22 protein-coding genes are annotated in these 22,520 nt (G+C 73.9%); all 22 read right to left on the reverse strand.

Annotated features, from left to right (window positions below):
• Nucleotides 1-5 precede the first annotated feature (5 nt).
• Nucleotides 6-944, reverse strand: coding sequence for an RNA polymerase sigma factor WhiG (gene whiG, locus HP550_RS09750; RefSeq protein ID WP_246280727.1), 939 nt, complete (start codon nucleotides 942-944; stop codon nucleotides 6-8).
• Nucleotides 945-964: 20 nt separating this feature from the next.
• A complete protein-coding gene (locus HP550_RS09755; protein WP_175347485.1) occupies nucleotides 965-1,897 on the reverse strand; it encodes a tyrosine recombinase XerC in 933 nt (310 codons plus the stop codon).
• Between the two features lie 198 nt (nucleotides 1,898-2,095).
• Nucleotides 2,096-3,289: a DNA-processing protein DprA gene (gene dprA, locus HP550_RS09760; RefSeq protein ID WP_175347486.1), complete on the reverse strand. Its 1,194-nt coding sequence runs from the start codon at nucleotides 3,287-3,289 to the stop codon at nucleotides 2,096-2,098.
• Nucleotides 3,286-4,809, reverse strand: coding sequence for a YifB family Mg chelatase-like AAA ATPase (locus HP550_RS09765; protein WP_175347487.1), 1,524 nt, complete (start codon nucleotides 4,807-4,809; stop codon nucleotides 3,286-3,288). Before HP550_RS09765 ends, dprA begins: the two co-directional genes overlap by 4 nt.
• Nucleotides 4,810-5,166: a YraN family protein gene (locus HP550_RS09770; protein WP_175347488.1), complete on the reverse strand. Its 357-nt coding sequence runs from the start codon at nucleotides 5,164-5,166 to the stop codon at nucleotides 4,810-4,812.
• A gap of 169 nt (nucleotides 5,167-5,335) precedes the next feature.
• The gene (locus tag HP550_RS09775; protein ID WP_055922267.1) at nucleotides 5,336-5,659 is read right to left on the reverse strand and encodes a DUF2469 domain-containing protein; all 324 of its coding nucleotides are present in this window, start codon (nucleotides 5,657-5,659) and stop codon (nucleotides 5,336-5,338) included.
• Nucleotides 5,660-5,717: 58 nt separating this feature from the next.
• On the reverse strand, nucleotides 5,718-6,476 hold the full coding sequence (locus HP550_RS09780; protein WP_175347489.1) for a ribonuclease HII: 759 nt from the start codon (nucleotides 6,474-6,476) through the stop codon (nucleotides 5,718-5,720).
• On the reverse strand, nucleotides 6,473-7,327 hold the full coding sequence (gene lepB, locus HP550_RS09785; RefSeq protein WP_343048092.1) for a signal peptidase I: 855 nt from the start codon (nucleotides 7,325-7,327) through the stop codon (nucleotides 6,473-6,475). Before lepB ends, HP550_RS09780 begins: the two co-directional genes overlap by 4 nt.
• 163 nt (nucleotides 7,328-7,490) lie before the next feature.
• Nucleotides 7,491-7,859 carry a 50S ribosomal protein L19 gene (rplS, locus tag HP550_RS09790; protein WP_175347490.1) on the reverse strand — a complete coding sequence of 123 codons (369 nt, stop codon included), beginning with the start codon at nucleotides 7,857-7,859 and terminating at the stop codon, nucleotides 7,491-7,493.
• 223 nt (nucleotides 7,860-8,082) lie between these two features.
• Nucleotides 8,083-8,853: a tRNA (guanosine(37)-N1)-methyltransferase TrmD gene (gene trmD, locus HP550_RS09795; protein WP_175347491.1), complete on the reverse strand. Its 771-nt coding sequence runs from the start codon at nucleotides 8,851-8,853 to the stop codon at nucleotides 8,083-8,085.
• 1 nt (nucleotide 8,854) lies between these two features.
• A complete protein-coding gene (gene rimM, locus HP550_RS09800) occupies nucleotides 8,855-9,403 on the reverse strand; it encodes a ribosome maturation factor RimM (RefSeq protein ID WP_175347492.1) in 549 nt (182 codons plus the stop codon).
• Between the two features lie 74 nt (nucleotides 9,404-9,477).
• Nucleotides 9,478-9,717: an RNA-binding protein gene (locus HP550_RS09805; RefSeq protein ID WP_175347493.1), complete on the reverse strand. Its 240-nt coding sequence runs from the start codon at nucleotides 9,715-9,717 to the stop codon at nucleotides 9,478-9,480.
• The gene (gene rpsP / locus HP550_RS09810) at nucleotides 9,717-10,142 is read right to left on the reverse strand and encodes a 30S ribosomal protein S16 (RefSeq protein WP_175347494.1); all 426 of its coding nucleotides are present in this window, start codon (nucleotides 10,140-10,142) and stop codon (nucleotides 9,717-9,719) included. The genes HP550_RS09805 and rpsP overlap by 1 nt, the downstream gene beginning before the upstream one ends.
• Nucleotides 10,143-10,314: 172 nt before the next feature.
• Entirely contained in the window at nucleotides 10,315-11,406 is a 1,092-nt protein-coding gene (locus HP550_RS09815; RefSeq protein ID WP_175347495.1) for an amidohydrolase family protein, read from the reverse strand.
• A gap of 6 nt (nucleotides 11,407-11,412) precedes the next feature.
• Complete coding sequence (ffh, locus tag HP550_RS09820) at nucleotides 11,413-13,005, reverse strand: signal recognition particle protein (protein ID WP_175347496.1); 1,593 nt, start codon at nucleotides 13,003-13,005, stop codon at nucleotides 11,413-11,415.
• Between the two features lie 24 nt (nucleotides 13,006-13,029).
• Nucleotides 13,030-14,826 (reverse strand): [protein-PII] uridylyltransferase, encoded by a 1,797-nt coding sequence (locus HP550_RS09825; protein ID WP_175347497.1) that lies wholly within the window; start codon nucleotides 14,824-14,826, stop codon nucleotides 13,030-13,032.
• A gap of 22 nt (nucleotides 14,827-14,848) precedes the next feature.
• Nucleotides 14,849-15,190, reverse strand: a complete 342-nt coding sequence (locus tag HP550_RS09830) for a P-II family nitrogen regulator (RefSeq protein WP_175347498.1) — start codon at nucleotides 15,188-15,190, stop codon at nucleotides 14,849-14,851.
• Complete coding sequence (locus tag HP550_RS09835) at nucleotides 15,190-16,497, reverse strand: ammonium transporter (RefSeq protein ID WP_175347499.1); 1,308 nt, start codon at nucleotides 16,495-16,497, stop codon at nucleotides 15,190-15,192. Before HP550_RS09835 ends, HP550_RS09830 begins: the two co-directional genes overlap by 1 nt.
• A gap of 158 nt (nucleotides 16,498-16,655) precedes the next feature.
• On the reverse strand, nucleotides 16,656-17,840 hold the full coding sequence (gene ftsY / locus HP550_RS09840; RefSeq protein WP_175347500.1) for a signal recognition particle-docking protein FtsY: 1,185 nt from the start codon (nucleotides 17,838-17,840) through the stop codon (nucleotides 16,656-16,658).
• Between the two features lie 59 nt (nucleotides 17,841-17,899).
• Nucleotides 17,900-18,229 (reverse strand): hypothetical protein, encoded by a 330-nt coding sequence (locus HP550_RS09845; protein WP_175347501.1) that lies wholly within the window; start codon nucleotides 18,227-18,229, stop codon nucleotides 17,900-17,902.
• Between the two features lie 102 nt (nucleotides 18,230-18,331).
• Nucleotides 18,332-21,898, reverse strand: coding sequence for a chromosome segregation protein SMC (gene smc, locus HP550_RS09850; protein WP_175347502.1), 3,567 nt, complete (start codon nucleotides 21,896-21,898; stop codon nucleotides 18,332-18,334).
• 62 nt (nucleotides 21,899-21,960) lie between these two features.
• Nucleotides 21,961-22,518, reverse strand: coding sequence for a HEAT repeat domain-containing protein (locus HP550_RS09855; RefSeq protein WP_175347503.1), 558 nt, complete (start codon nucleotides 22,516-22,518; stop codon nucleotides 21,961-21,963).
• Between the last annotated feature and the right edge of the window lie 2 nt (nucleotides 22,519-22,520).

The following is a 22,520-nucleotide window of genomic DNA, read 5'->3' on the forward strand; positions in this document are numbered from 1 at the left end:
GCGGGTCAGACCCGCTCGGCCTCCATCAGACGGGTGCGCAGCCGGACCATCGCGGCGGTGTGCATCTGCGAGATGCGCGACTCGGTGACGCCGAGCACGCGGCCGATCTCCGCGAGGGTCATGCCCTCGTAGTAGTAGAGGACGACGACGATGCGCTCGCGCTCGCCCAGACACTCGATGGCGCGGGCCAGCAGGAACTTGGTCTCGGCGGCCTCGATCGAGCTGGCCGGGTCGAGCGTGCGCTCGTCACCGAGGGTGTCGCCGAGCGAGACGCCGCCGGGACGGTCGTCGCCGCCGCCGAGCAGCTCGTCCAGCGCGGCCACGTTCACCGTGGAGAGCTGGGAGTAGATGGCGCGCAGGTCCTCGACCGGCATCTCGAGGTGCGCGGCGACCTCGTCCTCGGTCGGCGTGCGGTGCAGCTTCGCCTCGAGGTCGGCGTAGGCGCGGTCGACGGAACGGGCCTTCGTGCGGACCGAGCGCGGCACCCAGTCCATGGCGCGCAGCTCGTCGATGATCGCGCCCCGGATGCGGGACGACGCGTAGGACTCGAACTTCACCGAGCGGTCGGTCTGGTACTTCTCGATGGCGTCGATGAGGCCGAACATGCCGTAGGAGACCAGGTCGGCCTGCTCGACGGTGCTCGGCAGGCGCATGCCCACCCGGCCGGCCACGGCCGAGACGAGCGGCGCGAAGTGCAGGATCAGGCCCTCACGCGCGGTCAGGGACTGGGTGGTCTTGTAGCTCTCCCAGAGGGCGTCGACCTCCTCGGTGGAACGGCTGGGCGCCACCGGGGTCCGCGGGCTGGGCACTCCGCGCGTGATCGGGACGGGAGTCGCCTCGAGGGTGTCGGTCTGCGCCTGGCGGGGCCGCGGGATGACGCCCTCGGGTGCCGTGCTCGTCATACGGGTGTGCACCGGGAAGGCGGCGTCCAGCTGCGTCGTCATCGTCGACTCCATCGTGTACGTCATGCGCGGGGGTGAGCTTGCTGGAACGCCGAGCGGAGACGCTCGGCAGACACGTGGGTGTAGCGCTGCGTCGTGGCGAGGCTCGCGTGACCGAGGAGCTCCTGGACGCTGCGCAGGTCCGACCCACCCTCGAGGAGGTGGGTCGCTGCGGTGTGACGCAACGCGTGCGGCGCCACGTCGTCGACGCCCGCGAGGGCGGCGGACCGGTGGACGACCGAGCGGGCCTGGCGCTGGTCGAGACGACCGCCCCGAAGCCCGAGGAAGAGCGCCGACGGCGAGGTGGCGACGGCGAGGTGGGGCCGACCACGCTCGAGCCAGGCAGCGAGCGCCGTCTCCGCCGGGCGACCGAACGGGACGACCCGCTCCTTGTCGCCCTTGCCGACGACGCGCAGGGTGCGCTCGGACACGTCCGCGTCCGCGAGGTCCGCGCCGCACAGCTCACCGACGCGCACACCGGTCGCGTACAGGAGCTCCAGGAGAGCCCAGTCGCGCAGCGCGACGGGGTCGCCGTCGGTCGCCCGGTCGCGGGCCCGGTCCAGCAGCTGCGTCACGGGCTCCACGCGGAGCACCGTCGGGAGGGGCGACGCGGTCCGCGCCGTCGCGAGGCGCAGCGCGGGGTCGGTCGGCACGCGGTGCGTGCGCGTGGCCCACGCGAAGAACGTCCGCACCGCAGCACCGCGTCGGGCCAGCGTGGCGCGGCTGTGGTGCGTGGTGGCCATCGAGGCGAGCCAGCCGCGCAGGACGCCGAGGTCGATCGAGTCGAGCGTGGTCCGCCCGTGCCGCGATGCATACCCCAGCAGCAGGTCCACGTCGGAGAGATAGGCGCGGTCGGTGTGCTCGGACAATCCCCGCTGGGCGCCCAGGTGAGCCGAGAAATCAGCCAGGAGGTGCGCGCGGCTCGGCGCTCCTGGGGTGATCTCGACCGGGTTCATGTGAGTACCGTGACCTGAAACACGTCCGGGAACAAGGACCACTTTCACCTGCACGGCCTAACCCTGGGCGAATCCCGACCGAATGTCCGATTCGCAGATGAACAATGGTCCAGATGCACTTTTTTTTCACCCTCGGATCCGCTCACCCTCGTTCTCCTGGCAGCGCTTTCGGCGCGCCTTCTGGACACCGCGCCCGCGTCATGATGTCGAACGGGCCACGAGCACCCATCCGTCACCGCGCCGGGCCGCCCAGCCCTCGAGCTCCAGCAGGCCCACCGCACCCCTCGCCTCCGCCACCGACACGCCCGCGACGCTCGCCACGCGGTCCAGCGGAGCCGGCACCCTGCGCGTGAGCGCATCGAGCACGCGCCGCGACACCGGGTCCAGGCCGTCGTGCGGCCGCGCGACGCGTGCGTCGGCTGCCGCCTCCGGGTCTGCGGCCAGATCGGCGCCGATGAGCCCGGCCAGCTCGCGCACCTCCGCGGCGTCGGTCACGCACACGGCCACGCCGTCCCGCAGGAGCCGGTGGCAGCCCGCGGACGCCACCGACGTCACCGGCCCCGGCACGGCCCCCACCGGACGCAGCAGGCGTGCGGCGTGGTGCGCGGTGCTCATGGCGCCCGACCGCCACGCGGCCTCGACCACGACCGTCGCCCGGCCCGCCGCGGCGATCAACCGGTTGCGCTGCAGGAACCGGCTCTTGGTCGGCAGGCTGGCGGGCGGCACCTCGGCGGCAAGTGCACCACCGGCTCCCACGACGGCCTCCAGCAGACGGGCGTTCCCGGCCGGATAGGCGCGGTCGACCCCGCCGGCGAGCAGGACCAGGGTGCGTCCGTCCCGGGCGACGGCGCCCCGGTGGGCGGCCGCGTCGATGCCGTACGCGCCTCCGGAGACCACGCAGACCCCCGCCCCGGCGAGTCCGTCCGCGAGGTCGAAGGCGACCCGCTCCCCGTAGGAGGTGGCGGCGCGCGACCCGACGATCGCCGCCGACCGCTCCAACGACCGGCCCAGGTCCGCGGACCCGCGCACCCACAGGCAGAAGGGCGCCTCGGCCCCGAGATCGTCCAGCGCAGTCGGCCACCGGGGATCGCCGGGCGTCAGGAGCGTGCCGCCGATCCGGTCCAGGCGCTCGAGATCGCGCAGCGGGTCGCAGTCGGGCAGCCGGACCGCCCACCGGGCCAGCGCCCGGCCGAGCCGGGCCCGGTCGGCGTCGACGAGCGGGCCGTGCCGGGCCTCGAGACGGGAGAAGTCCGGACCGTCCCGGACCGCCTGCCGGACCCACACGAGGCTCTCGTGGGCGCCGACGAGCATGACGAGCGCACCGGCGACGGCGTCGCCGGGCTCCGCCAGTGCGCTCCAGGTCGCGCGAGCGAGGATCTCGGCGCCCCTCATGCGCCGTGCCCGCGCGTGCGCAGCAGCAGGGCCTGACCCACGTCGGCACGGTCGGGCGCTGACCGGCCCGCGAGGTCCGCCAGCGTCCACGCCACGCGCAACACGCGATCGACGCCCCGCAGACTCAGCGTGCCGCGGTCGAGCGCGCGGTCCAGGTCCGCGACCAGGGACCGGTCGGGCCCCAGCCGGCCCCGGAGCCAGCTGCCAGGCACGTCGCCGTTGCTGCGCCAGGGCGTGCCGACGAGCCGCTCCGACTGCGCCTGCCGCGCGGCCGCCACCCGCGCGGCGACGGTGCCCGAGGACTCCCCCGCGCCGGCGCCGGCACGGGACGGTCCCAGCTCGACCTGGAGGTCCACCCGGTCGAGCAGCGGCCCGGAGAGCTTGCCGAAGTAGCGGCGTCGCTGCTCGCTGCGGCACGTGCACGCGAGCCCCTTGCCCACCGCCTGCCCGCAGGGGCACGGGTTCGCCGCCAGCACCAGCTGGAAGCGCGCCGGGTACCGCGCGGTGCCCGCGGCACGGTGGAGCACCAGCTCGCCGTGCTCGAGCGGCTGCCGCAACGTCTGGAGGACCGCCGTGGAGAACTCCGGCGCCTCGTCGAGGAAGAGGACCCCGCGGTGCGCCCGCGACGCCGCGCCCGGCCGGGGGATCCCGGAGCCGCCGCCCACCACGCTGGCGGGGGTCGCGGTGTGGTGCGGGTCCTCGAAGGGTGGACGCCGCAGCAGGCCCTCCCCCGGGTCGAACGCGCCGGCCACCGAGTGCACCGCGGTCACCTCGACCGCGTCGGCCTCCGAGAGGTCCGGCAGCAGGCCGGGCAGGCGGGCGGCCAGCATGGTCTTGCCCGTGCCCGGCGGGCCGACCATGAGCAGGTGGTGCCCGCCCGCGGCCGCGACCTCGAGACAACCGCGCGCCTCGTCCTGACCGACCACGTCGGCGAGGTCGAGCGCCGACCTCCCCGGAGGCCGCGCCACGGGCTCGGTGGTCACCGGGTCGACGTCCCTGACCTCGACGTCGGCGCCGTAGCGCGCGGCGACCTGGGCGAGGCTCGTGGCGCCGACCACCTGGGCGCCCGGCACCAGCCGCGCCTCCGCGGCGTTCGCCTCGGCGACCACCACCCGACGGCACCCGGCGGCGACCGCGGCCGCGACAGCGGGAAGCACTCCCCGCACCGGCCGGAGCCGGCCGTCGAGGCCCAGCTCCCCGAGGTGGACCACGCCGTGCGGCCCCGCCGGGTCGATCGCCTCCGCCCCGGCGAGCGTGGCCACTGCGATCGCCAGGTCGAAGCCCGACCCGGACTTGGGCAGCGTCGCCGGCGAGAGGTTCACCGTGATGCGGCGGTTGGGCCACGGCAGGCCCGAGGACGTCACCGCGGCGCGCACGCGGTCGCGCGACTCCGCCAGCGAGGCGTCGGGCAGGCCGACCAGCGTGAACGCGGGAAGGGAGGGCGCGAGGTGGGCCTCCACCTCGACCACGTGCCCGGTCAGTCCGACGAGCGCGACGCCCAGCGTCCGGCCGAGCACCACTCAGACCACCCCCACGAGGTGGTCGATCTGGGCAGCCCCACGCGCAGGCAGCAGCACCGCGATGACGTCCACCCGGACCGATCGGGGGTGCACGTCGTGCGCCGCGAGCCACTGCGCCGCAAGCCGACGCACCCGGGCCAGCTTGCGCGGCGTCACCGCCTCGGCGGGATGCCCGAAGGCGATCGACCTCCGCGTCTTGACCTCCACGACCACCAGCTCGTCGCCGTCGAGGGCCACCAGGTCCAGCTCGCCGTCCCGCGTCCGCCAGTTGCGGTCGAGCACGTCCCACCCGCGGCCGACGACATGCGCTGCCGCCACGTCCTCCCCGTACCGCCCCACTGCGTCCTTCGCGCGCACCGGACCACCTCCGGGCTGCACAGTGCCAGCGCGCGGTCGGCCCGGCCGGTCTCGTCGGCGATGCCGGGGGCCGGGGTTGTCCCGGCGGGGGCTGTGGGCGGATCAGCGACCGGCGTCGTCGGCCCCGACGCGCACGCGACTCAGCGCCACCGGGCGCGCCCTGCGGGCCTCAGCGGGCGAAGCCCGCGCTGCCCCCGAGGTCGAGCTCGGCCTTGGCCAGCTCCTCGACGTTGACGTCCTTGAACGTGACCACGCGCACGGACTTCACGAACCGCGCCGAGCGGTACACGTCCCACACCCAGGCGTCGGCGAGCGTCAGCTCGAAGTAGACCTCCCCGGCGGCCGACCGCACCTGGAGGTCCACCTGGTTGGCCAGGTAGAACCGGCGTTCGGTCTCCACGACGTAGGAGAAGAGCCCCACGACGTCGCGGTACTCGCGGTACAGCGCGAGCTCCATGTCGGTCTCGTAGTTCTCCAGGTCCTCCGCGCTCACCGGGACATCATCCCCCATGGCCGAGGCCGAGGCCGCGCGACGCCACGCGGCCGAGCGCTCAGAACACCTCGTCCGGGTACTCGTCGTCGACGAAGGGCTCCCCGGCGACCGGCAGCCGCCACGACCTGCGGTGCAGCTCGCTCGGGCCCAGCTCCCGCAGGGCCGCCATGTGCTCGGGCGACGCGTACCCCTTGTTCTCGTGCCAGCGGTAGGCGGGGTGCTGCGCGGACAGGTCGACCATCATCGAGTCCCGCTCGCACTTGGCCAGCACGCTCGCCGCCGCGACCGACGCGCACGTCCGGTCGGCCTTGACCCGCATGTGCACGCGGGGACCGGGCACGTCCGGCTCGTCGTCGAGCGAGAAGAGGTCCGCCTGCGCGGGGCGGCTCAGCCAGTCGTGCGAGCCGTCGAGCAGCACCACGTCCACCGGTCCGACCGTGAGGGTGATCGTCGCCAGGGCGCGGTTCCCCGCCAGCCGCAGCGCGGCGATAATGCCGATCTCGTCGATCTCCGCGGCGCTCGCGTGGCCGACCGCGCGCGCCAGCCCCCACCGGTGGAGCGCCGGCAGCAGGCGCGTGCGGGCCGCGGGCGCGAGCAGCTTGGAGTCGGCGACGCCCTTGGGGGCGGACCGGGTGCCGGCGTCGACGACGACCACGCCGACGCTCACCGGGCCGGCGAGCGACCCGCGGCCGACCTCGTCCATCCCGGCGAGCAGGCGCGCACCGTCGCGCAGCAGGACCCGCTCGTGGCGCAGGTGCGGGGCAGTCCGCCCAGGGGCTGCACGCAGTGGCGCCGGGCGCCCGGTGACCAGGGTCACGGCTGGTCGGGCACGTCCGCGAACGTGCTGGTCGGGTTGCGCAGCAGACCGAAGCGCTCGATCGGCCACACGGTCACGAAGGCCATGCCGACCACGTTGGCGACGGGTACCGAGCCACCGCCGGGGTTGCCCTGGTTGTAGCGCGAGTCGGACGAGTGCGACCGGTTGTCCCCCATCACCCAGATGCTGTTCGCCGGCACGGTGATGTCGAACGCGATGTCGCTCGGGGTCACGCCGGCGGCCAGGTAGGGCTCGTCGAGCGCGACGCCGTTGACCGTGACCGGGCCGCCCGGGTCGGCGGCGACGTGGTCCCCCGGCAGCCCGATGAGGCGCTTGACCAGGTGCTCGTTGGCGTCGGCCGGGTAGAGCCCGATGAAGGTCAGGGCGGAGTTGATCGCACCCTGGAGCGCACCCGGGTCCGGGGCGACGTCCGACGGGAGCCAGCCACCCGGATCCTTGAAGACGACGATGTCTCCCCGGCGCAGGTCGAACGGCCCCGGGGTGAGCTTGCTGACCAGGATGCGGTCGTGCTCGATGAGCGTGTCGTGCATCGACTGGCTCGGGATGAAGAACGCCTGCACCAGGAACGTCTTGACCAGCAGCGACAGGACGATCGCGCTGACCAGGATGATCACCGTCTCCCGCAGCAGCGAACCGGCCCCGCTGGCCCGCTTGGCGGCGGCGTGGCGACGGCTGGTCGCGTGGTGCTCGGACGGCTCGGGAGTGGTCACGTCCGGGAGCGGGATCCGCTCCGGCTGCCCCCCCACGTGGGCGCCACGGTGCGGCTCCATCCCGGGCCACGACGTGGGCGACGAGTCCTCGTCGAGGTCGCGCGCGGGTCGGTCGATCACTCGCACACTCTCGCACGCGAGAGCCGCGGACGCGCACACGACCACCCCGCGAGATTCGTCCTGTGCCACCCGTCACCGGCGTCGTGACGGGTCCCCGGGCGGGAACGCCGACGGGCGGCCACCGATCGGTGGCCGCCCGTCAGGACGTCGAGTGCGAGGAGGCTCAGGCCTTCTTCGCGGAGGGAGCGAACTCGCGCTTCTCCTTGATCTTGGCCTTCTTGCCGCGGAGCTTGCGCAGGTAGTACAGCTTCGCGCGGCGCACGTCGCCGCGGGTCAGGACCTCGATCGACTCCAGGGTCGGGGAGTGCACGGGGAACGTGCGCTCGACGCCGACCTGGAAGCTGACCTTGCGGACCGTGAACGTCTCGCGGACACCGTCACCCTGGCGACCGATGACGACACCCTGGAACGCCTGGATGCGAGAGCGGTTGCCCTCGACGACCTTGACGTTGACCTTCAGGGTGTCACCGGCGCGGAACTCCGGGATGTCGGAGCGCAGCGATGCTGCATCGACACTGTCGAGCGTGTGCATGTGATGTCACTTCCTCGCCCTGCCACAGGTCAGGAACGTCGTCGAGGGCGTCACGGCTGCCTGTGCAGGCAGGACCGGCGTCCTTGGTCTGATGGTCGGGTGCGTCCGGGCGGATCCCCGGATGGTCGTGAGTCGTCTCCCCTGTGGCAGAGACGCGACCTGCGCGCACCAACGGGCAAGTCTGCCACAGGCAGCACCGCACCGGTAAATCCCGTGCTCGACGTCACGGTCGGACGAGGCGTCCGTCCACCGGCTGCCAGCCGAGCGTCGCGAGCAGGGCAAGGTCGTGCGCGTCCAGGTCCTCCACCCGGAGACCCGCGACCAGGTCCGGCCGACGCGCCGCCGTCCGCTCGAGGGCGGTGTCCCGGCGCCACCGCGCGATCCGGGCGTGGTGCCCGGACAGGAGCACGTCCGGCACCCCGAGCCCGGCCCACGTCGGCGGCTTCGTGTACACGGGGTACTCGAGCAGGCCGGCCGCGCCGTGCGACTCCTCGACCAGCGACTCGGGGTTGCCGACCACGCCGGGCAGCAGCCGTGCGACGGCCTCGACCACGACGAGCGCGGCGACCTCTCCCCCGTTGAGCACGTAGTCGCCCAGGGAGAACTCGGTGACGCGCCCGTGGGAGCGGTAGTGCTCCGCCACCCGGGCGTCGATGCCCTCGTAGCGGCCGCAGGCCAGCACCAGGTGGCTCTCGCCGGCCAGCGCCTCGGCGGTGCGCTGCGTGAACGGCTCCCCCGACGGCGTCGGCACCAGCAGGTGTGCGTCCTCGTCGAGCAGCTCGTCGAGCGCGGTCCCCCAGACGTCCGGGCGCATCACCATGCCGGCGCCGCCCCCGAACGGGGTGTCGTCCACGGTCCGGTGCCGGTCCGTGGTCCAGTCCCGCAGGTCGTGCACGCGCAGGTCCAGCAGGCCGCTGGTCCGCGCCTTGCCGACGAGCGACAGGTCCAGCGGGGCCAGGTACTCGGGGAAGATCGAGACGACGTCGATGCGCACGTCAGTCGTCGTCTCCCACGGTCTCCTCGGACACCACCAGGTTCGCCGCGTCGGACGCCAGGAGGCCTCCGGGCGGGTCCAGCACCACGCGACCGCCGGCGACGTCGACCACCGGCACGATGACCTTGACGAACGGGATCAGGGTGCGGGCGCCGTCGGGCTCGCGCAGGACCAGCATGTCGTGCGCCGGCAGGTGCTCCAGCCCGATGATCTCGCCGAGCACGCGACCGTCCACGTGCTCGGCGCGCAGGCCGGCGAGCTCGTGCGGGTACCAGGCGTCGTCCTCGTCGGACGCGTCCTCGTCGACGACCAGCTCGGTGCCGCGCATCGCCTCGGCCGTCGTCCGGTCGGTGATCTGCGCGAAGGTCACGTACCAGCGGTCGTGCTGCGTCCGCGTGCTCACGACGGTGAGCGGTCCCCGCGCGACCGGCTCGGTGAGCAGCACCGCGCCCACCCCGAACCGGTCCTCGGGGTTGTCGGTCCGCAGGTCGAGGGCGACCTCTCCGCGCAGGCCGTGGGCACGGCCGATCCGCGCGACGGTCAGCTGCATGGCGAGTCCTCACGTAGGGGGGTCACGGCGAAGGCCCGGTCCCCAGGGTAGGGGACCGGGCCTTGCGCGATGGATCAGCGCCGGTCGACGTCCACGACGTCGACCCGGACCGAGCCGTCCGTCGAGAGCGCACCGACGACGGTACGCAGCGCGCGTGCCGTCCGACCGCCGCGGCCGATGACCCGGCCGAGGTCGTCGGGGTGCACGCGCACCTCGAGCAGGTCGCCGCGACGCAGCGTCGACGCGGTCACACGGACGTCGTCCGGGTGGTCGACGATGCCGCGGACCAGGTGCTCGAGAGCGTCGGCGAGCATCAGGCCTGCTCGTCCTCGGCCGGAGCCTCGGCTGCGGCAGCCTTCTTCGCGGCGGCCTTCTCGGACGCCTTGGCCTTGGCCTTCTCGGCGTCGAGCGCGACGGCCTCGATGGCGTCCTTCGGGTCGACCTTGTCGGCCTTCGTGCGCAGCGTGCCCTCCTGGCCGGGGAGGTTCTTGAACTTCTGCCAGTCACCCGTGATCTTGAGGAGCACGGCGACCTGCTCGGTCGGCTGCGCGCCGACGCCGAGCCAGTACTGCGCACGCTCGGAGTCGACCTCGATGAACGAGGGCTCCTCGGTGGGGTGGTACTTGCCGATCTCCTCGATCACGCGGCCGTCGCGCTTGGTGCGCGAGTCGGCGACGACGATGCGGTAGTACGGAGCGCGGATCTTGCCGAGACGCTTGAGGCGGATCTTGGTGGCCACGGTGTGGTCTTCTCCTGATGTCTGCTGTGGGTGACCTGCCCGCGCATTGCCCGTGGGGTGGGCGCGCCGGGAAGGTCGGGGACACGACGAACGCAGGTAGAGGGGCTGCGGACGCCGGGTACAGCCGACCATTGTGCCAGACGCGGGCGACCACCCCCAACATGCCCGACGCTCAGCGCCCGGCGACGACCACGCCCCGCAGCACGACGGCGGCCGGTGCAGCGAGCACCCCGATCTCGGCGCGGGGATCGGCGTCGTACACGACGACGTCGGCGCTCTCCCCCTCGGCGATCCCGGCGACCCCCAGCCACGCGCGCGTCCGCCAGCTCGCGGCGGCCACCACGTCGTGCGCGGGCAGCCCGGCACGGACCAGCTCCGCGGCCTCGTCGGCGACCCGGCCGTGCGCGATCGTCCCGCCGGCGTCGGTCCCGACGAGCACGGGGACGCCCGCGTCGTGCAGGTCCCGGACCAGCTCGAACCGGTGCGCGTGCAGGGCCCTCATCCGCGCGGCGAACCGCGGGTAGCGGGAGCCCTGGGCGGCGATCGCCTCGAACTGCGCGATCTGGAGCAGCGTCGCGGTGACGGGGATGCCCGCGGCCGCGATGCGGTCGATCTGGTCGGGGGTGGCCCCGGTGGCGTGCTCGAGGCAGTCGACGCCCGCGTCGAGGAGCGCGTCGAGCGACTCGGTGGCGAACGTGTGCGCCGTGACCCGCGCGCCTGCCGCGTGCGCCGCGGCGACCGCGTCGGTGAGCACGTCGGCGGGCCACAGCGGCCGCAGGTCGCCGTCGGCACCGAGATCCCGGTCGATCCAGTCGGCGACCAGCTTGACCCAGCCGTCCCCGCGGGCGGCCTCCTCGCGCACTGCGGCCGGCAGGTCCGCGACCGACCCGAGCTCGCGTCCGTAGTGCCGCAGGTAGCGCTTCGGCCGGGCCAGGTGCCGCCCCGCCCGGATCAGCCGCGGGAGGTCGTCGCGCTCGTGCACCCATCCCGTGTCCGCCGGGGAGCCGGCGTCCCGGACCAGCAGGACGCCCGAGTCCCGGTCCGCCAGCGCCTGCTTCTCGGCGGTGCCGTCGTCGACCGGGCCGTCCGACGCCAGCCCGATGTGGCAGTGCACGTCGACCAGGCCCGGCAGGACCCAGCCCTCGAGCACCGCGTCGGGCGTCGCCGACGGACGCTCGAACGTGAGGCGTCCGCCCACGACCCACGCCTCGCCGACCTCGCGCTCGTCGTCGAGGACGACCGTGCCGCGCAGGTGCAGGACCACGAGGGCTCAGCGTCCGCCGAGGAAACGGTCCAGGCCGGCGGGCAGCTCGATGTCCGCAGGCTGCGTGGGCTCGGCCTTCGGGGCCAGCCCGAAGGCGGACCCCTGCGGCGCGGCCGGCTTGCTCGTGATGCCGCGCTCCTGCTCGGCGCGCTTGGCGGGGTTACCCGACTTGCCCTTGGCCTTGCGCACCGGCGGCGCCGTGCGGCCGCGCGACTTCTTGCCGCCCATGCCGGGCAGGTTCCCCATGCCCGGAGGCATGCCGGGCATGCCGCCGCCCTTGGCCATCTGCTTCATCATCTTCTGTGCGCCGTCGAAGCGCTCCAGCAGCTGGTTGACGTCGCTGGGCCTGGTGCCGGAGCCGGCGGCGATGCGCGACCGGCGCGACCCGTTGATGATCTTCGGGGTGCGGCGCTCCGCGGGGGTCATCGAGCGGATGATCGCCTCGATGCGGTCCACCTCGCGCTCGTCGAAGTTGTCCAGCGCCTCCCGCATCTGCCCCATGCCGGGCAGCATGCCCATCATCTTCTTCAGCGGTCCGGCGTTGCGCAGCTGCTGCATCTGCGTGAGGAAGTCCTCGAGCGTGAGGTCCTGACCCGACGCCAGCTTGTCGGCCATCTCCTCGGCCTGGCCGGCGTCGAACGCCTTCTCGGCCTGCTCGATGAGCGTGAGGATGTCGCCCATGTCGAGGATGCGGGACGCCATCCGGTCCGGGTGGAACACCTCGAACTCGGTGAGCTTCTCGCCCGTGGACGCGTACATGATCGGCTTGCCGGTCACGCTGGCCACCGACAGCGCCGCACCACCGCGCGCGTCGCCATCGAGCTTGGTCAGCACGACGCCGGTGAACCCGACCCCGTCCTGGAACGCCTGGGCGGTGGTGACCGCGTCCTGGCCGATCATCGCGTCGATGACGAAGAGGATCTCGTCGGGGTCGAGCGCGTCGCGGATGTCGGACGCCTGCTGCATCAGCTCGGCGTCCACCCCGAGGCGGCCGGCCGTGTCGACGATCAGCACGTCGTGCAGCCTGACCTTGGCCGTGGCCAGACCCTCGCGGGCGACCGCGACGGGGTCGGCACCGAGCGGCATGACGTCGTCGCTGCCCTGGTTGCCGGGGTGCGGGGCGAACACGGGCACGCCCGCGCGCTCCCCCACCACCTGGAGCTGGGTGACGGCGTTGGGGCGCTGGAGGTCCGCCGCGACGAGCAGCGGGGTGTGGCCCTGGGACTTCAGGTGCAGCGCCAGCTTGCCGGCGAGCGTGGTCTTGCCGGCACCCTGCAGGCCCGCGAGGAGGATGACCGTCGGCGGGTTCTTGGCCAGGTTCAGGGTGCGCGTCTGGCCACCGAGGATGGCGACGAGCTCCTCGTTGACGATCTTGACGACCTGCTGGGCCGGGTTCAGCGCACCGGACACCTCGGCCGAGAGCGCGCGCTCGCGCACGGCCCCGGTGAACGAGCGCACGACCGGGACGGCGACGTCGGCGTCGAGCAGCGCCCGGCGGATCTCGCGCACGGTGGCGTCGATGTCCGCCTCGGACAGACGGCCCTTGGTGCGCAGGTTCTTGAAGGTCGACGTCAGTCGGTCGGACAGGGTGGCGAACACCTGGCGGTCCTCACGCTCGGGGGTTCAGGGACGACCTAGCGTACCTGCCAGCTCCCGGGTGGCCCGTGCCGTCAGGTCGTCGACGAGCGTCTCGCGCCACGCGCTCCACGCCGGTGGTCCCGCGGCGCCGGCGTCCGCCTCGGTCAGCGCGCGCAGCAGCTCGAGCATGTCCGGTCGGTGGTCGACCGCGTCCAGCAGCCGGGACATCGTCGCCGGGTCGTCGGGGTCCGCCGTGGTGGCCAGCTCGGCGAGCGTGAGGTGCTCGCGGACCAGCCGCGTCACGTCCGCGGCCACCTGGTCGTCGAACCCCATGCGCAGCACGATCGGACCCGCCAGCCGAGCACCCTCGGTCGAGTGGTCCCCCGCACCGGCCCGCTTGCCGATGTCGTGCAGCAGCGCCGCGAGCAGCAGGGTCTCGCCGTGCTCGACCGCGCGCTTGTCGCGGCCGGCCCGGGCGACGGTCTCGACCAGGTGCCGGTCGACGGTGTGCCGGTGGATCGCCGAGCGCTGCGGACGGTTGCGGACGCCGGCCCACTCGGGGATCCACGTCGTCACCACCCCCGCCAGGTCCAGCGCCTCCCAGATGGGCACCTGTGCCGGGCCGGAGCCCAGGAGCTGGAGGAGGTAGGTGCGCGCCGCCTTCGGCCACGGGACCGGCAGCGGCGGCGTGGCCGTCAGGCTGGCGACGGTCACCGGCGAGAGGCTCAGCCCGGTCCGCGCGGCGGTGGCGGCCGCCCGCAGGGAGAGCAGCGGGTCGTCGGCGGGCCGGGCCTCGACGGCCAGCACGATCTCGCCGTCGTGCTCGACCAGGTCCTCGGCGATGGTCCGCAGCCGCGGGGCGGTGCGTCGGCCGCGCACCAGCATCGTCGCCCGCGCGGGCCGCTGGAGCGCCTGACGGGCGTTGCGCACGGTGGTGTCGAGCGCGTAGGAGATCACGCGGGCCGCCTCGGCGATGCTGGCCAGCAGGTCGTCGCGGTCGTCGAAGCCGACGAGGGCGGCGACCTCGTCCTGGTCCGCGAGCAGGAGCCGGTTGGTGTGCCGGCGCGTCACCACCTGCACCGTGTCCCGCACGTCGAGCAGGTGGGCGTAGGCCATGTCGACCGCGCCGTGCGGCCGGTCGGTGAGCCAGGTGGCGGCCAGCGCGCTGAGCACGACCGCGTCGCGGATGCCGCCGCGGGACTCCTTGAGCTCCGGCTCGATGAGGTACGCCAGCTCGCCGTGCCGCTCCGCGCGCTGGCGGGTGGAGGCCAGGAGCTCGGGCAGGCGGCGGCGGGCGGCGGAGCGCCAGTCCTCCAGGAGCGCGGACTTGGCGCGCGCGATCACGACCGCGTCGCCGGACACGGGCTGGAGGTCGAGGAGCCCGACGGCCGCCGGCAGGTCCTTCGACGCGACCTGGCGGCACTGCGCGAGCGACCGGACCGAGTGGTCCAGGTCGAGGCCCGCGTCCCAGATGGGGTACCAGAGCTTCTGGGCGAGGGCCGAGAGCTCCTCGGTGGAGTGGCCGCGGCCCTCGTGCACGAGGAGCAGGTCGAGGTCCGAGACCGGGCTGGCGTCGCCGCGCCCGACGCTGCCGACGGCGCCGAGCGCGATGCCGGACACGTCGACACCCTCGGTCGCGATCTCCCACTGCTCTCGCAGCCGGCCGACGACGAGCTCGACGATGGCGGCGCGACGCGCGATGCCGTCGGCGCCGGGACCGGTCAGCCCGGCTGCGAGCTCGAGCCGCTCAGTGCGGAGGTCCCGCACCCCGATCGCGGGGTGCGGGACCTCGGGCGACCCGTTCGCGGCCGCGCCCCCCGCGGGCGGCCGTTCCTGTGTCATGTGTGGCAGTCAGCCGTCCTGGTCAGAGGGCGTCGTCGCCGTGCTCACCGGTGCGGACGCGAGCCACGTCCTCGACCGGCACGACCCAGACCTTGCCGTCGCCGATCTTGCCGGTCTGCGCCGCACGGACGATGACCTCGGTGACGCTGACCACGTCCGCGTCGCTGACGAGCACGTCGATCTTGACCTTCGGAACGAGGTCGACCGTGTACTCGGCACCGCGGTAGACCTCGGTGTGACCGCGCTGACGGCCGTAGCCGCTGGCCTCGCTCACGGTCAGTCCACGGACGCCCGCGGCCTCGAGGGCCGACTTCACATCGTCCAGCCGGTGCGGCTGGATGACCGCCGTCACGAGCTTCGTCATCACTTCACCTCCGTCACGACGCGGGCGCCGACGCCCAGCGTCTCGTATGCGGTCTCAGCGTGCAGTGCCAGGTCGACCCCGCCGACCTCGGCCTCGTCGGAGACCCGCAGACCGATGGTCGCCTTGAGGATGAGCGCGATGACGTACGTCGCCGTGAAGCTGAACAGCACGGCGGCGAGCGCGACGATCGTCTGGGTGGCGAGCTGAGTGACTCCGCCACCGTAGAACAGACCGTTCTGTGCACCGTCCGGGTACCAGGTGCTGTTCGCGTCCGTGGCGAAGAAGCCGATGAGGATCGTCCCCACCAGACCACCGACGAGGTGGACACCGACGACGTCGAGCGAGTCGTCGTAGCCGAACCGGAACTTCAGGCCGACGGCGAGGGCGCAGAGCACACCCGCGACGAGCCCGACGGCGATGGCACCCCACGTGTCGACCGCCGCGGCGGCCGGCGTGATGGCGACCAGGCCCGCGACGATGCCGGAGGCTGCACCGAGCGACGTGGCGTGACCGTCACGCAGCTTCTCCGTGGCGAGCCAGGCGAGCATCGCGATGCCCGTGGCCAGGAGCGTGTTGAGCCAGGCGCGACCGGCCGTGCCGTCGGCCGCGAACTCGGAGCCGGCGTTGAAGCCGAACCAGCCGAACCACAGCAGCGCGGCACCGAGCATGACGAACGGCAGGTTGTGCGGCCGCATGGCCTCCTTGCCGAAGCCCTTGCGCTTGCCGAGCACGAGCGCCAGCACCAGGCCGGCGGTACCGGCGTTGATGTGGACGACCGTTCCACCGGCGAAGTCGATCGGGGTCGAGAGACCCTCGGTCAGCCCGGTCCCGCTCAGCAGCCCGCCGCCCCACACCCAGTGGGCGAGCGGCATGTAGACCACAGTGACCCAGACGGCCGTGAAGACGAGCCACGCACCGAACTTGATGCGGTCCGCCACGGCACCCGAGATGAGCGCGACCGTGATGATCGCGAAGGTCGCCTGGTAGCCCGCGGCCACGAGGAACGGCACGCCGGAGGCGGCCATCAGGCTCTGGTCGTCGGTGGCGCCCTGGAGGCCGAAGAACTCGAACGGGTTGCCGAGCCACCCGCCGCCGAGGTCCGGGCCGAACGCACCGGAGTAGCCGTAGAGCACCCAGATGAGACCGGCGACGCCGATCGCGCCGAAGCTCATCATCATCATGTTCAGCACGCTCTTGCCGCGCACCATGCCGCCGTAGAAGAACGCCAGCCCCGGCGTCATCAGCAGCACGAGCGACGCGGCGGTGAGCATAAACGCCGTGTTCCCGCTGTCCAGCTCGAATTCCATCGAGATCGCCTCTCCACTCGCCAGCCGGGGGTGGCTGGTCCGGGGATCACAGTCGACGAAGCGAGTTTCGGTCAGGGGCGAGGGACGTTACGTCGGTGTGACAAGCCGGTTCCGCACGTAAACGTTCGGTTTCGTGATGAGCGGCCGTCCAGGACGCGCTACCCCTGCAGCAAGGCGTCGACGAAGGCCTCGGGATCGAACGGCGCGAGGTCGTCCGGGCCCTCGCCGAGGCCCACGAGCTTGACCGGGACGCCCAGCTCACGCTGCACGGCGACGACGATCCCGCCCTTGGCGGTGCCGTCGAGCTTGGTCAGCACGATGCCGGTCACGCCCGCCACCTCGCTGAACACGCGCGCCTGGTTCAGGCCGTTCTGCCCGGTCGTCGCGTCGAGCACCAGGAGCACCTCGGACAGCGGCGCCTCACGGGTGATCACGCGCGTGATCTTGCCCAGCTCGTCCATCAGGCCGGCCTTGTTCTGCAGGCGTCCGGCGGTGTCCACCAGCACGACGTCGATCCCGTCGGCGCGGCCCGTGCGCACGGCGTCGAACGCCACCGCCGCGGGGTCGGCGCCGTCGCGGTCGGAGCGGACCGTGTGCACGCCCACGCGCGAGCCCCAGGTCTGCAGCTGGTCGGCGGCTGCCGCTCGGAACGTGTCCGCCGCGCCCAGCACGACCGTCTTGCCCTCGGCGACTAGCACGCGCGCGAGCTTGCCGACCGTCGTGGTCTTGCCGGTGCCGTTGACGCCCACGACGAGGACGACCGCGGGGAGCTGCGACCCGTCGGCAGCCGCCCCGTGCGCGGTGTTGAGGCTGCGGTCGAGGGACGGGTCGACGAGTGCCAGGAGCTGCTCGCGCAGGACCGCGCGGACGTGGGCGGGATCCTTGAGACCCTCGACCCGCACGCGGGTGCGCAGTGCCTCGATGAGCTCGCCGGACGGGCCTGCACCGACGTCGGCCAGGAGCAGGGTCTCCTCGAGCTCGTCCCAGTCGTCCTCCGTGAGGTGGTCCTTGGAGAGCACCGCGAGCAGCCGGGTGCCCAGGGGCGAGCCGGAACGGGCCAGCCGGTCGCGCAGCCGCGCCAGCCGCCCGGCGACCGGCGCAGGGACCTCGAGCGCCGGGGGCGCCTCGGCCTCCTCGGGGAGCACCTCGATGCTGGACACGGGAGGAGCCGCCGCGGGGGTCTCGAGCTCCGGCGCCGGCGCGGGGGCCGGCACGTCGACGGTCGGAGGCGCCTCGTCGGTGGTGGTGCCGCGACGCCGGCGGACGAAGACGGTCGCCAGCGCGACGAGCAGGACCGTCGGGATGCCGGCGGCCAGGAGGATCTCGAGCGTCTCGGGGTTCACCGGGACAGTCTGTCGGGCGGCGGGCTCAGGACGCGAACCGGCGCGTCAGCGAGCAGACCTCAGCGGTCGCGGTTGCCGGGCAGCGCGCCCACGGCCTTGTCGCGGGCCCGCTGGAGCGTCGCCGCGAGGTCGTCCACCTGGAGGTAGGCCTCCCCCTCGTCCACCGTCTCCCGCAGGAACTGGGCGAGCGAGAGGTCGACGGGCTCGACCGCAGCAGCGGCGGCCGCCGCGCGCTGGTCGGTGTCGGGGTTCTTGCGGCCGGACCAGCCGGTACGGAACGTGCGGAGCGGGGATGCACTCTTGCCCGTGGCCGAGCTGGCGGCGCCTGCAGCGAGCAGCACCCCGGCGGCGACGAGGAGGGCCAGGAAGATCGCGACGAAGATGGCCATGGCTCCAGTGTCCGTGCCGATCGCCGGTCCGTCTGCGCCCCACGCACAGGGAGCGTCAAACGGCACACAATCTCCACACGCTGCGGGGTGAGCGCGCACCGGTCAGACCGCGACGTCCTCGCGCATCCGCTGGCTGATGACGGTGGTCACCCCGTCGCCGCGCATGGTGACGCCGTAGAGGGCGTCGGCGATCTCCATCGTGCGCTTCTGGTGCGTCACGACGATGAGCTGCGAGTCCTCCTGGAGCTCCCGGAACAGCTCGAGCAACCGGCCGAGGTTGGCGTCGTCCAGGGCCGCCTCGACCTCGTCCATCACGTAGAACGGGCTGGGCCGCGCCTTGAAGATGGCCACGAGCAGGGCGACCGCCGTCAGCGACCGCTCGCCACCCGAGAGCAGCGACAGCCGCTTCACCTTCTTGCCGGCCGGCCGCGCCTCCACCTCGATGCCGGTGGTGAGCATGTTGTCCGGGTCGGTGAGCACGAGCCGGCCCTCGCCCCCGGGGAACAGCCGCGGGAAGACGACGTCGAACGCCGCCGCGGTGTCGCGGTAGGCCTCCGCGAACACCTGCTCGACGCGCTCGTCGATCTCCCGGACGATCTCGAGCAGGTCGGTGCGGGACTTCTTCAGGTCCGCCAGCTGCTCCACCAGGAACTGGTGGCGCTCCTCCAGCGCGGCGAACTCCTCGAGCGCCAGCGGGTTGACGCGGCCCAGCAGCGAGAGCGCCCGCTCGGCGGCCCGCAGGCGCTTCTCCTGCTGCTCGCGGACGTACGGCATCTCCGTCGGGGCGTCGGGGTCCACCTCCGCGCCCGGCACGGTGATCACCGGGACTGCCTGGTGCGGGCCGTACTCGTCGAGCAGGACGGCCGGGTCCAGACCCAGGTCGTCGATCGCGCGGGACTGGAGCGCCTCGATCCGCAGCCGCTGCTGGGTACGAGCCACCTCGTCGCGGTGGGCGACGTCGGTGAGCTGGGCCAGCTCGGCGGCGCGGACGTCCACCTCGGCGCGCGCGGCGGTCACCGCGCGGTCGCGCTCGCCGCGAGCCGTCTCGGCCGCGTCGCGCTCGGCCGAGGCCCGGCGCAGGGACTCGTCGAGGACCACCAGCGCCTGGGTGGCCCCGTCGCGCACCGCCTGGGCCACCGTCGCCTGGCGCGACCGGGCACGCTCACGCTCGGCCGCCCGCTCCCGCGCGACGCGCTCGGTCTGCGCCGCACGCTCGAGCGACTCGGCACGGCCGGACAGGGCACGGGCCCGCTCCTCACCGGTCCGCAGGGTCAGCCGCGCCTCGGTCTCCCGCGCACGCGCGCCCGACGCCAGCTCGGCCAGCCGGTCACGGCGGGCGCTGCCCTCGACGATCGCCGCCTCGCTCTCCGCGGGCTCGACCTCCGCCGCCGCGAGGCGCTCGGTGAGCTCCGCCAGCTCGGCGCTGTCGGCCTGGAGCGTCTGCGACGCGGCCTCCAGCGACTGCCTCAGCCGCGCGGCCTCGGCGTTCGCCGCGCGGGCCGTCGAGCCGAGGTGGCCCAGCTGCTCGGCGACGGCGGCCAGGGCGGCGTCGGACTCGTTGAGCCTGTCGAGCGTGCGCTCGTGCGCCTCCCGCGCCGCAGTCAGGGCCTCGGTGGCGCCGGAGAGCTCGAACCGGATGCGCTCGCCGTCGGCGGTCGCCTTCGCCACGCCGGAGCGCGCCGTGTCGAGCGCGGACTGGAGGTGCAGGGCGCTCGGGGCCGTGGCCGAGCCGCCGGACGCGCGGTGCTGGGACAGGACGTCCCCGGTGCGGGTGGCGACGACGAGGTCGGGCCGGACGGCGACGATCGCGCGGGCGGCCGCCAGGTCGTCCACGACGACGACGTCGGCGAGCAGGGTCTCCACGGCCGCGCGCACGTGCTCCGGGGCGCGGACGAGGTCCACGGCGCGGGCGGCGCCGGCGGGCACGTCGGTCACCGGGGCGACCGCGGCGGACGCGCCGCTGACCAGCAGCGTCGCGCGACCGGCGTCCTCGGTGCGCAGGTAGCGGATGGCGTCCACGGCGGCGTCGACCGAGTCGACGGCGACGGCGTCGGCCACCGCGCCCAGTGCCGCGACGATCGCCTCCTCGTTCTCCGGGTCGACCGCCAGCAGGGCAGCCACCGAGCCGACGAGCCCGGGCTGGCCGTCCGCGGCGAGCAGTGCGCCGACGCCGTCCTTGCGCATCAGGCTGAGCTCGAGGGTCTCGGCGCGGGACTCCAGCGCGGCCCGCTCGCGCTCGGCCGCGCTCAGCTGGTCCTGCAGCGTGCTGAGCCGCTCGGTCGCCCGCTCCAGGGCCTCGACGGCCGCCTCGTGCTCGGCGTCGAGCCCCTCCTCGCCCTCCTCGACCCCGGCCACCTGGGACTCGAGCACGGCGAACTCGGTCGTGGCCTCCTGGCCCCGCTGCTCGGCAGCGGCCAGCGACTCGCGCAGCCGCCCGAGCTCCGCCTGCGTCGCCTCCACGCGGCTGCGGCGTGCGGCCACCTGACCGGCGAGGCGCGCGACCCCCTCGCGGCGGTCGGCCGCACCGCGCAGCGCGGTCGCCACCTCCTTCTCGGCGCCCGTCGCCTCCGCCTCGGCCTGCTGGCGTGCGGTGACGGCGGCCTCGAGCGCCGCCCGGGACAGCTCTACCTCGGCAGCCAGCTCGGCCTCCGCGGCGCGGACGCGCTCTGCCTGCGCGGCCAGGTCGTCGGGGTCGGACCCTCCCGAGCGCTCCGGCCCGGCGCTGCCGAGCAGGCGCACCCGGTCGGCGGCGAGCGAGGCGGTCCCGCGCAGCCGCTCGCGCAGCGACGACAGCCGGTACCAGACCTCGCTGGCCTCGCTCAGCGCCGGAGCAGCCTCGGCGGCCTCCCGCTCGAGCGTCGCCAGCCGGGTGCGCGTGGCGGCGAGCGCCCCCTCGACCTCCTCGCGGCGCACCCGCAGGGCGCTCTCGTCGGCGATCTCCTGCTCGAGGGTCGAGGTCAGCTGCGCGAGGTCGTCGGCCAGGAGGCGGGCGCGGGCGTCGCGCAGGTCCGCCTGGACGACGGCGGCCTTGCGCGCGACCTCCGCCTGCCGGCCGAGCGGGCCCAGCTGGCGGCGGATCTCGCCGGTCAGGTCACCGAGCCGCGTGAGGTTGGCCTGCATCGACTCGAGCTTGCGGAGCGCCTTCTCCTTGCGCTTGCGGTGCTTCAGGACGCCCGCGGCCTCCTCGATGAAACCCCGGCGCTCCTCGGGCGTCGCGCGCAGCACGGCGTCGAGCTGGCCCTGACCGACGATGACGTGCATCTCCCGGCCCAGGCCCGAGTCCGACAACAGGTCCTGGATGTCCAGCAGCCGACAGCCCTGGCCGTTGATCGCGTACTCGGACCCCCCGTTGCGGAACAGCGTCCGCGAGATGGTGACCTCGGAGTACTCGATCGGCAGCGCGCCGTCGGCGTTGTCGATGGTGAGCGACACCTCGGCGCGGCCCAGCGGCGGACGACCGGCCGTGCCGGCGAAGATGACGTCCTCCATCTTGCCGCCGCGCAGCGACTTGGCGCCCTGCTCCCCCATCACCCAGGCCAAGGCGTCGACGACGTTGGACTTGCCCGAGCCGTTGGGCCCGACCACGCAGGTGACGCCCGGCTCGAAGTTCAGGGTCGTCGCCGAGGCGAACGACTTGAACCCCCGCAGGGTGAGGGTCTTGAGGTGCACGCACTGAGCCTAAGGTGCGCGCGACGCGGCCCCCGGGAGGTCCACCCGCTCGGCGGTGCGGCTCAGCGCGCCGGACCGGAGGGGTCGGGCAGATCGAGGCGCTCGGCGAGGAGCCGTCGCGCGGCATCCCGGGCTCGTCGGACCGTCGCGTCCGGCTCACCTGTCGTCGCGAGCGCCTCCAGGTCGTCGTGCTCGCCGACGACCGCCAGCGCCCGGGCCGCCGCCACCCGCACCCGAGGCACGTCGTCGCCCAGCAGCCCGCGCAACGCGCCGGCGGCCTCCCCCAGCTCGTGCACCCGGGTCAGCGCGGCCGCGGTCTCCCGCACGCGCCACGCCGGGTCCTCCAGCGCGGCGACCACCGCGACGTGCACCGCGGGGCCGTCCTGCCACGCGTACCGCAGCGCGCGGGCCGCCCACACCCGGGGCCAGTAGTCGGGCTTTCCCGGACTGCGCGCGTAGCGGGCGACCAGCGCCGCTGCTCCGGGACCGCCGAGGCGGTCGAGCGACGGTCGGTCGTCGACAAGCTCCCCGCTCAGGAGCCCGACGCACCACGCGACGACCTGGTCCGTTCCGAGGTCCGTGCACGCGTCGGCCACCCAGTCGGCGGGGCGGCCGGTCATCG

It is taken from the genome of Cellulomonas humilata (genome assembly GCF_013359775.1).
Taxonomy (GTDB): domain Bacteria; phylum Actinomycetota; class Actinomycetes; order Actinomycetales; family Cellulomonadaceae; genus Cellulomonas; species Cellulomonas humilata.

Excerpts from the sequence above, each read along its gene's own strand:
- HP550_RS09825 (WP_175347497.1), bottom strand. The coding sequence starts at position 14,826 with ATGACACAGGAACGGCCGCCCGCGGGGGGCGCGGCCGCGAACGGGTCG.
- HP550_RS09855 (WP_175347503.1), bottom strand. The coding sequence starts at position 22,518 with ATGACCGGCCGCCCCGCCGACTGGGTGGCCGACGCGTGCACGGACCTC.
- HP550_RS09805 (WP_175347493.1), bottom strand. The coding sequence starts at position 9,717 with ATGCTCGCCGACGCTCTCGAGCACCTGGTCCGCGGCATCGTCGACCAC.
- HP550_RS09755 (WP_175347485.1), bottom strand. The coding sequence starts at position 1,897 with ATGAACCCGGTCGAGATCACCCCAGGAGCGCCGAGCCGCGCGCACCTC.
- whiG (WP_246280727.1), bottom strand. The coding sequence starts at position 944 with ATGACGACGCAGCTGGACGCCGCCTTCCCGGTGCACACCCGTATGACG.
- rimM (WP_175347492.1), bottom strand. The coding sequence starts at position 9,403 with ATGCAGCTGACCGTCGCGCGGATCGGCCGTGCCCACGGCCTGCGCGGA.
- HP550_RS09830 (WP_175347498.1), bottom strand. The coding sequence starts at position 15,190 with ATGACGAAGCTCGTGACGGCGGTCATCCAGCCGCACCGGCTGGACGAT.
- dprA (WP_175347486.1), bottom strand. The coding sequence starts at position 3,289 with ATGAGGGGCGCCGAGATCCTCGCTCGCGCGACCTGGAGCGCACTGGCG.
- rplS (WP_175347490.1), bottom strand. The coding sequence starts at position 7,859 with ATGCACACGCTCGACAGTGTCGATGCAGCATCGCTGCGCTCCGACATC.
- HP550_RS09845 (WP_175347501.1), bottom strand. The coding sequence starts at position 18,229 with ATGGCCATCTTCGTCGCGATCTTCCTGGCCCTCCTCGTCGCCGCCGGG.
- HP550_RS09835 (WP_175347499.1), bottom strand. The coding sequence starts at position 16,497 with ATGGAATTCGAGCTGGACAGCGGGAACACGGCGTTTATGCTCACCGCC.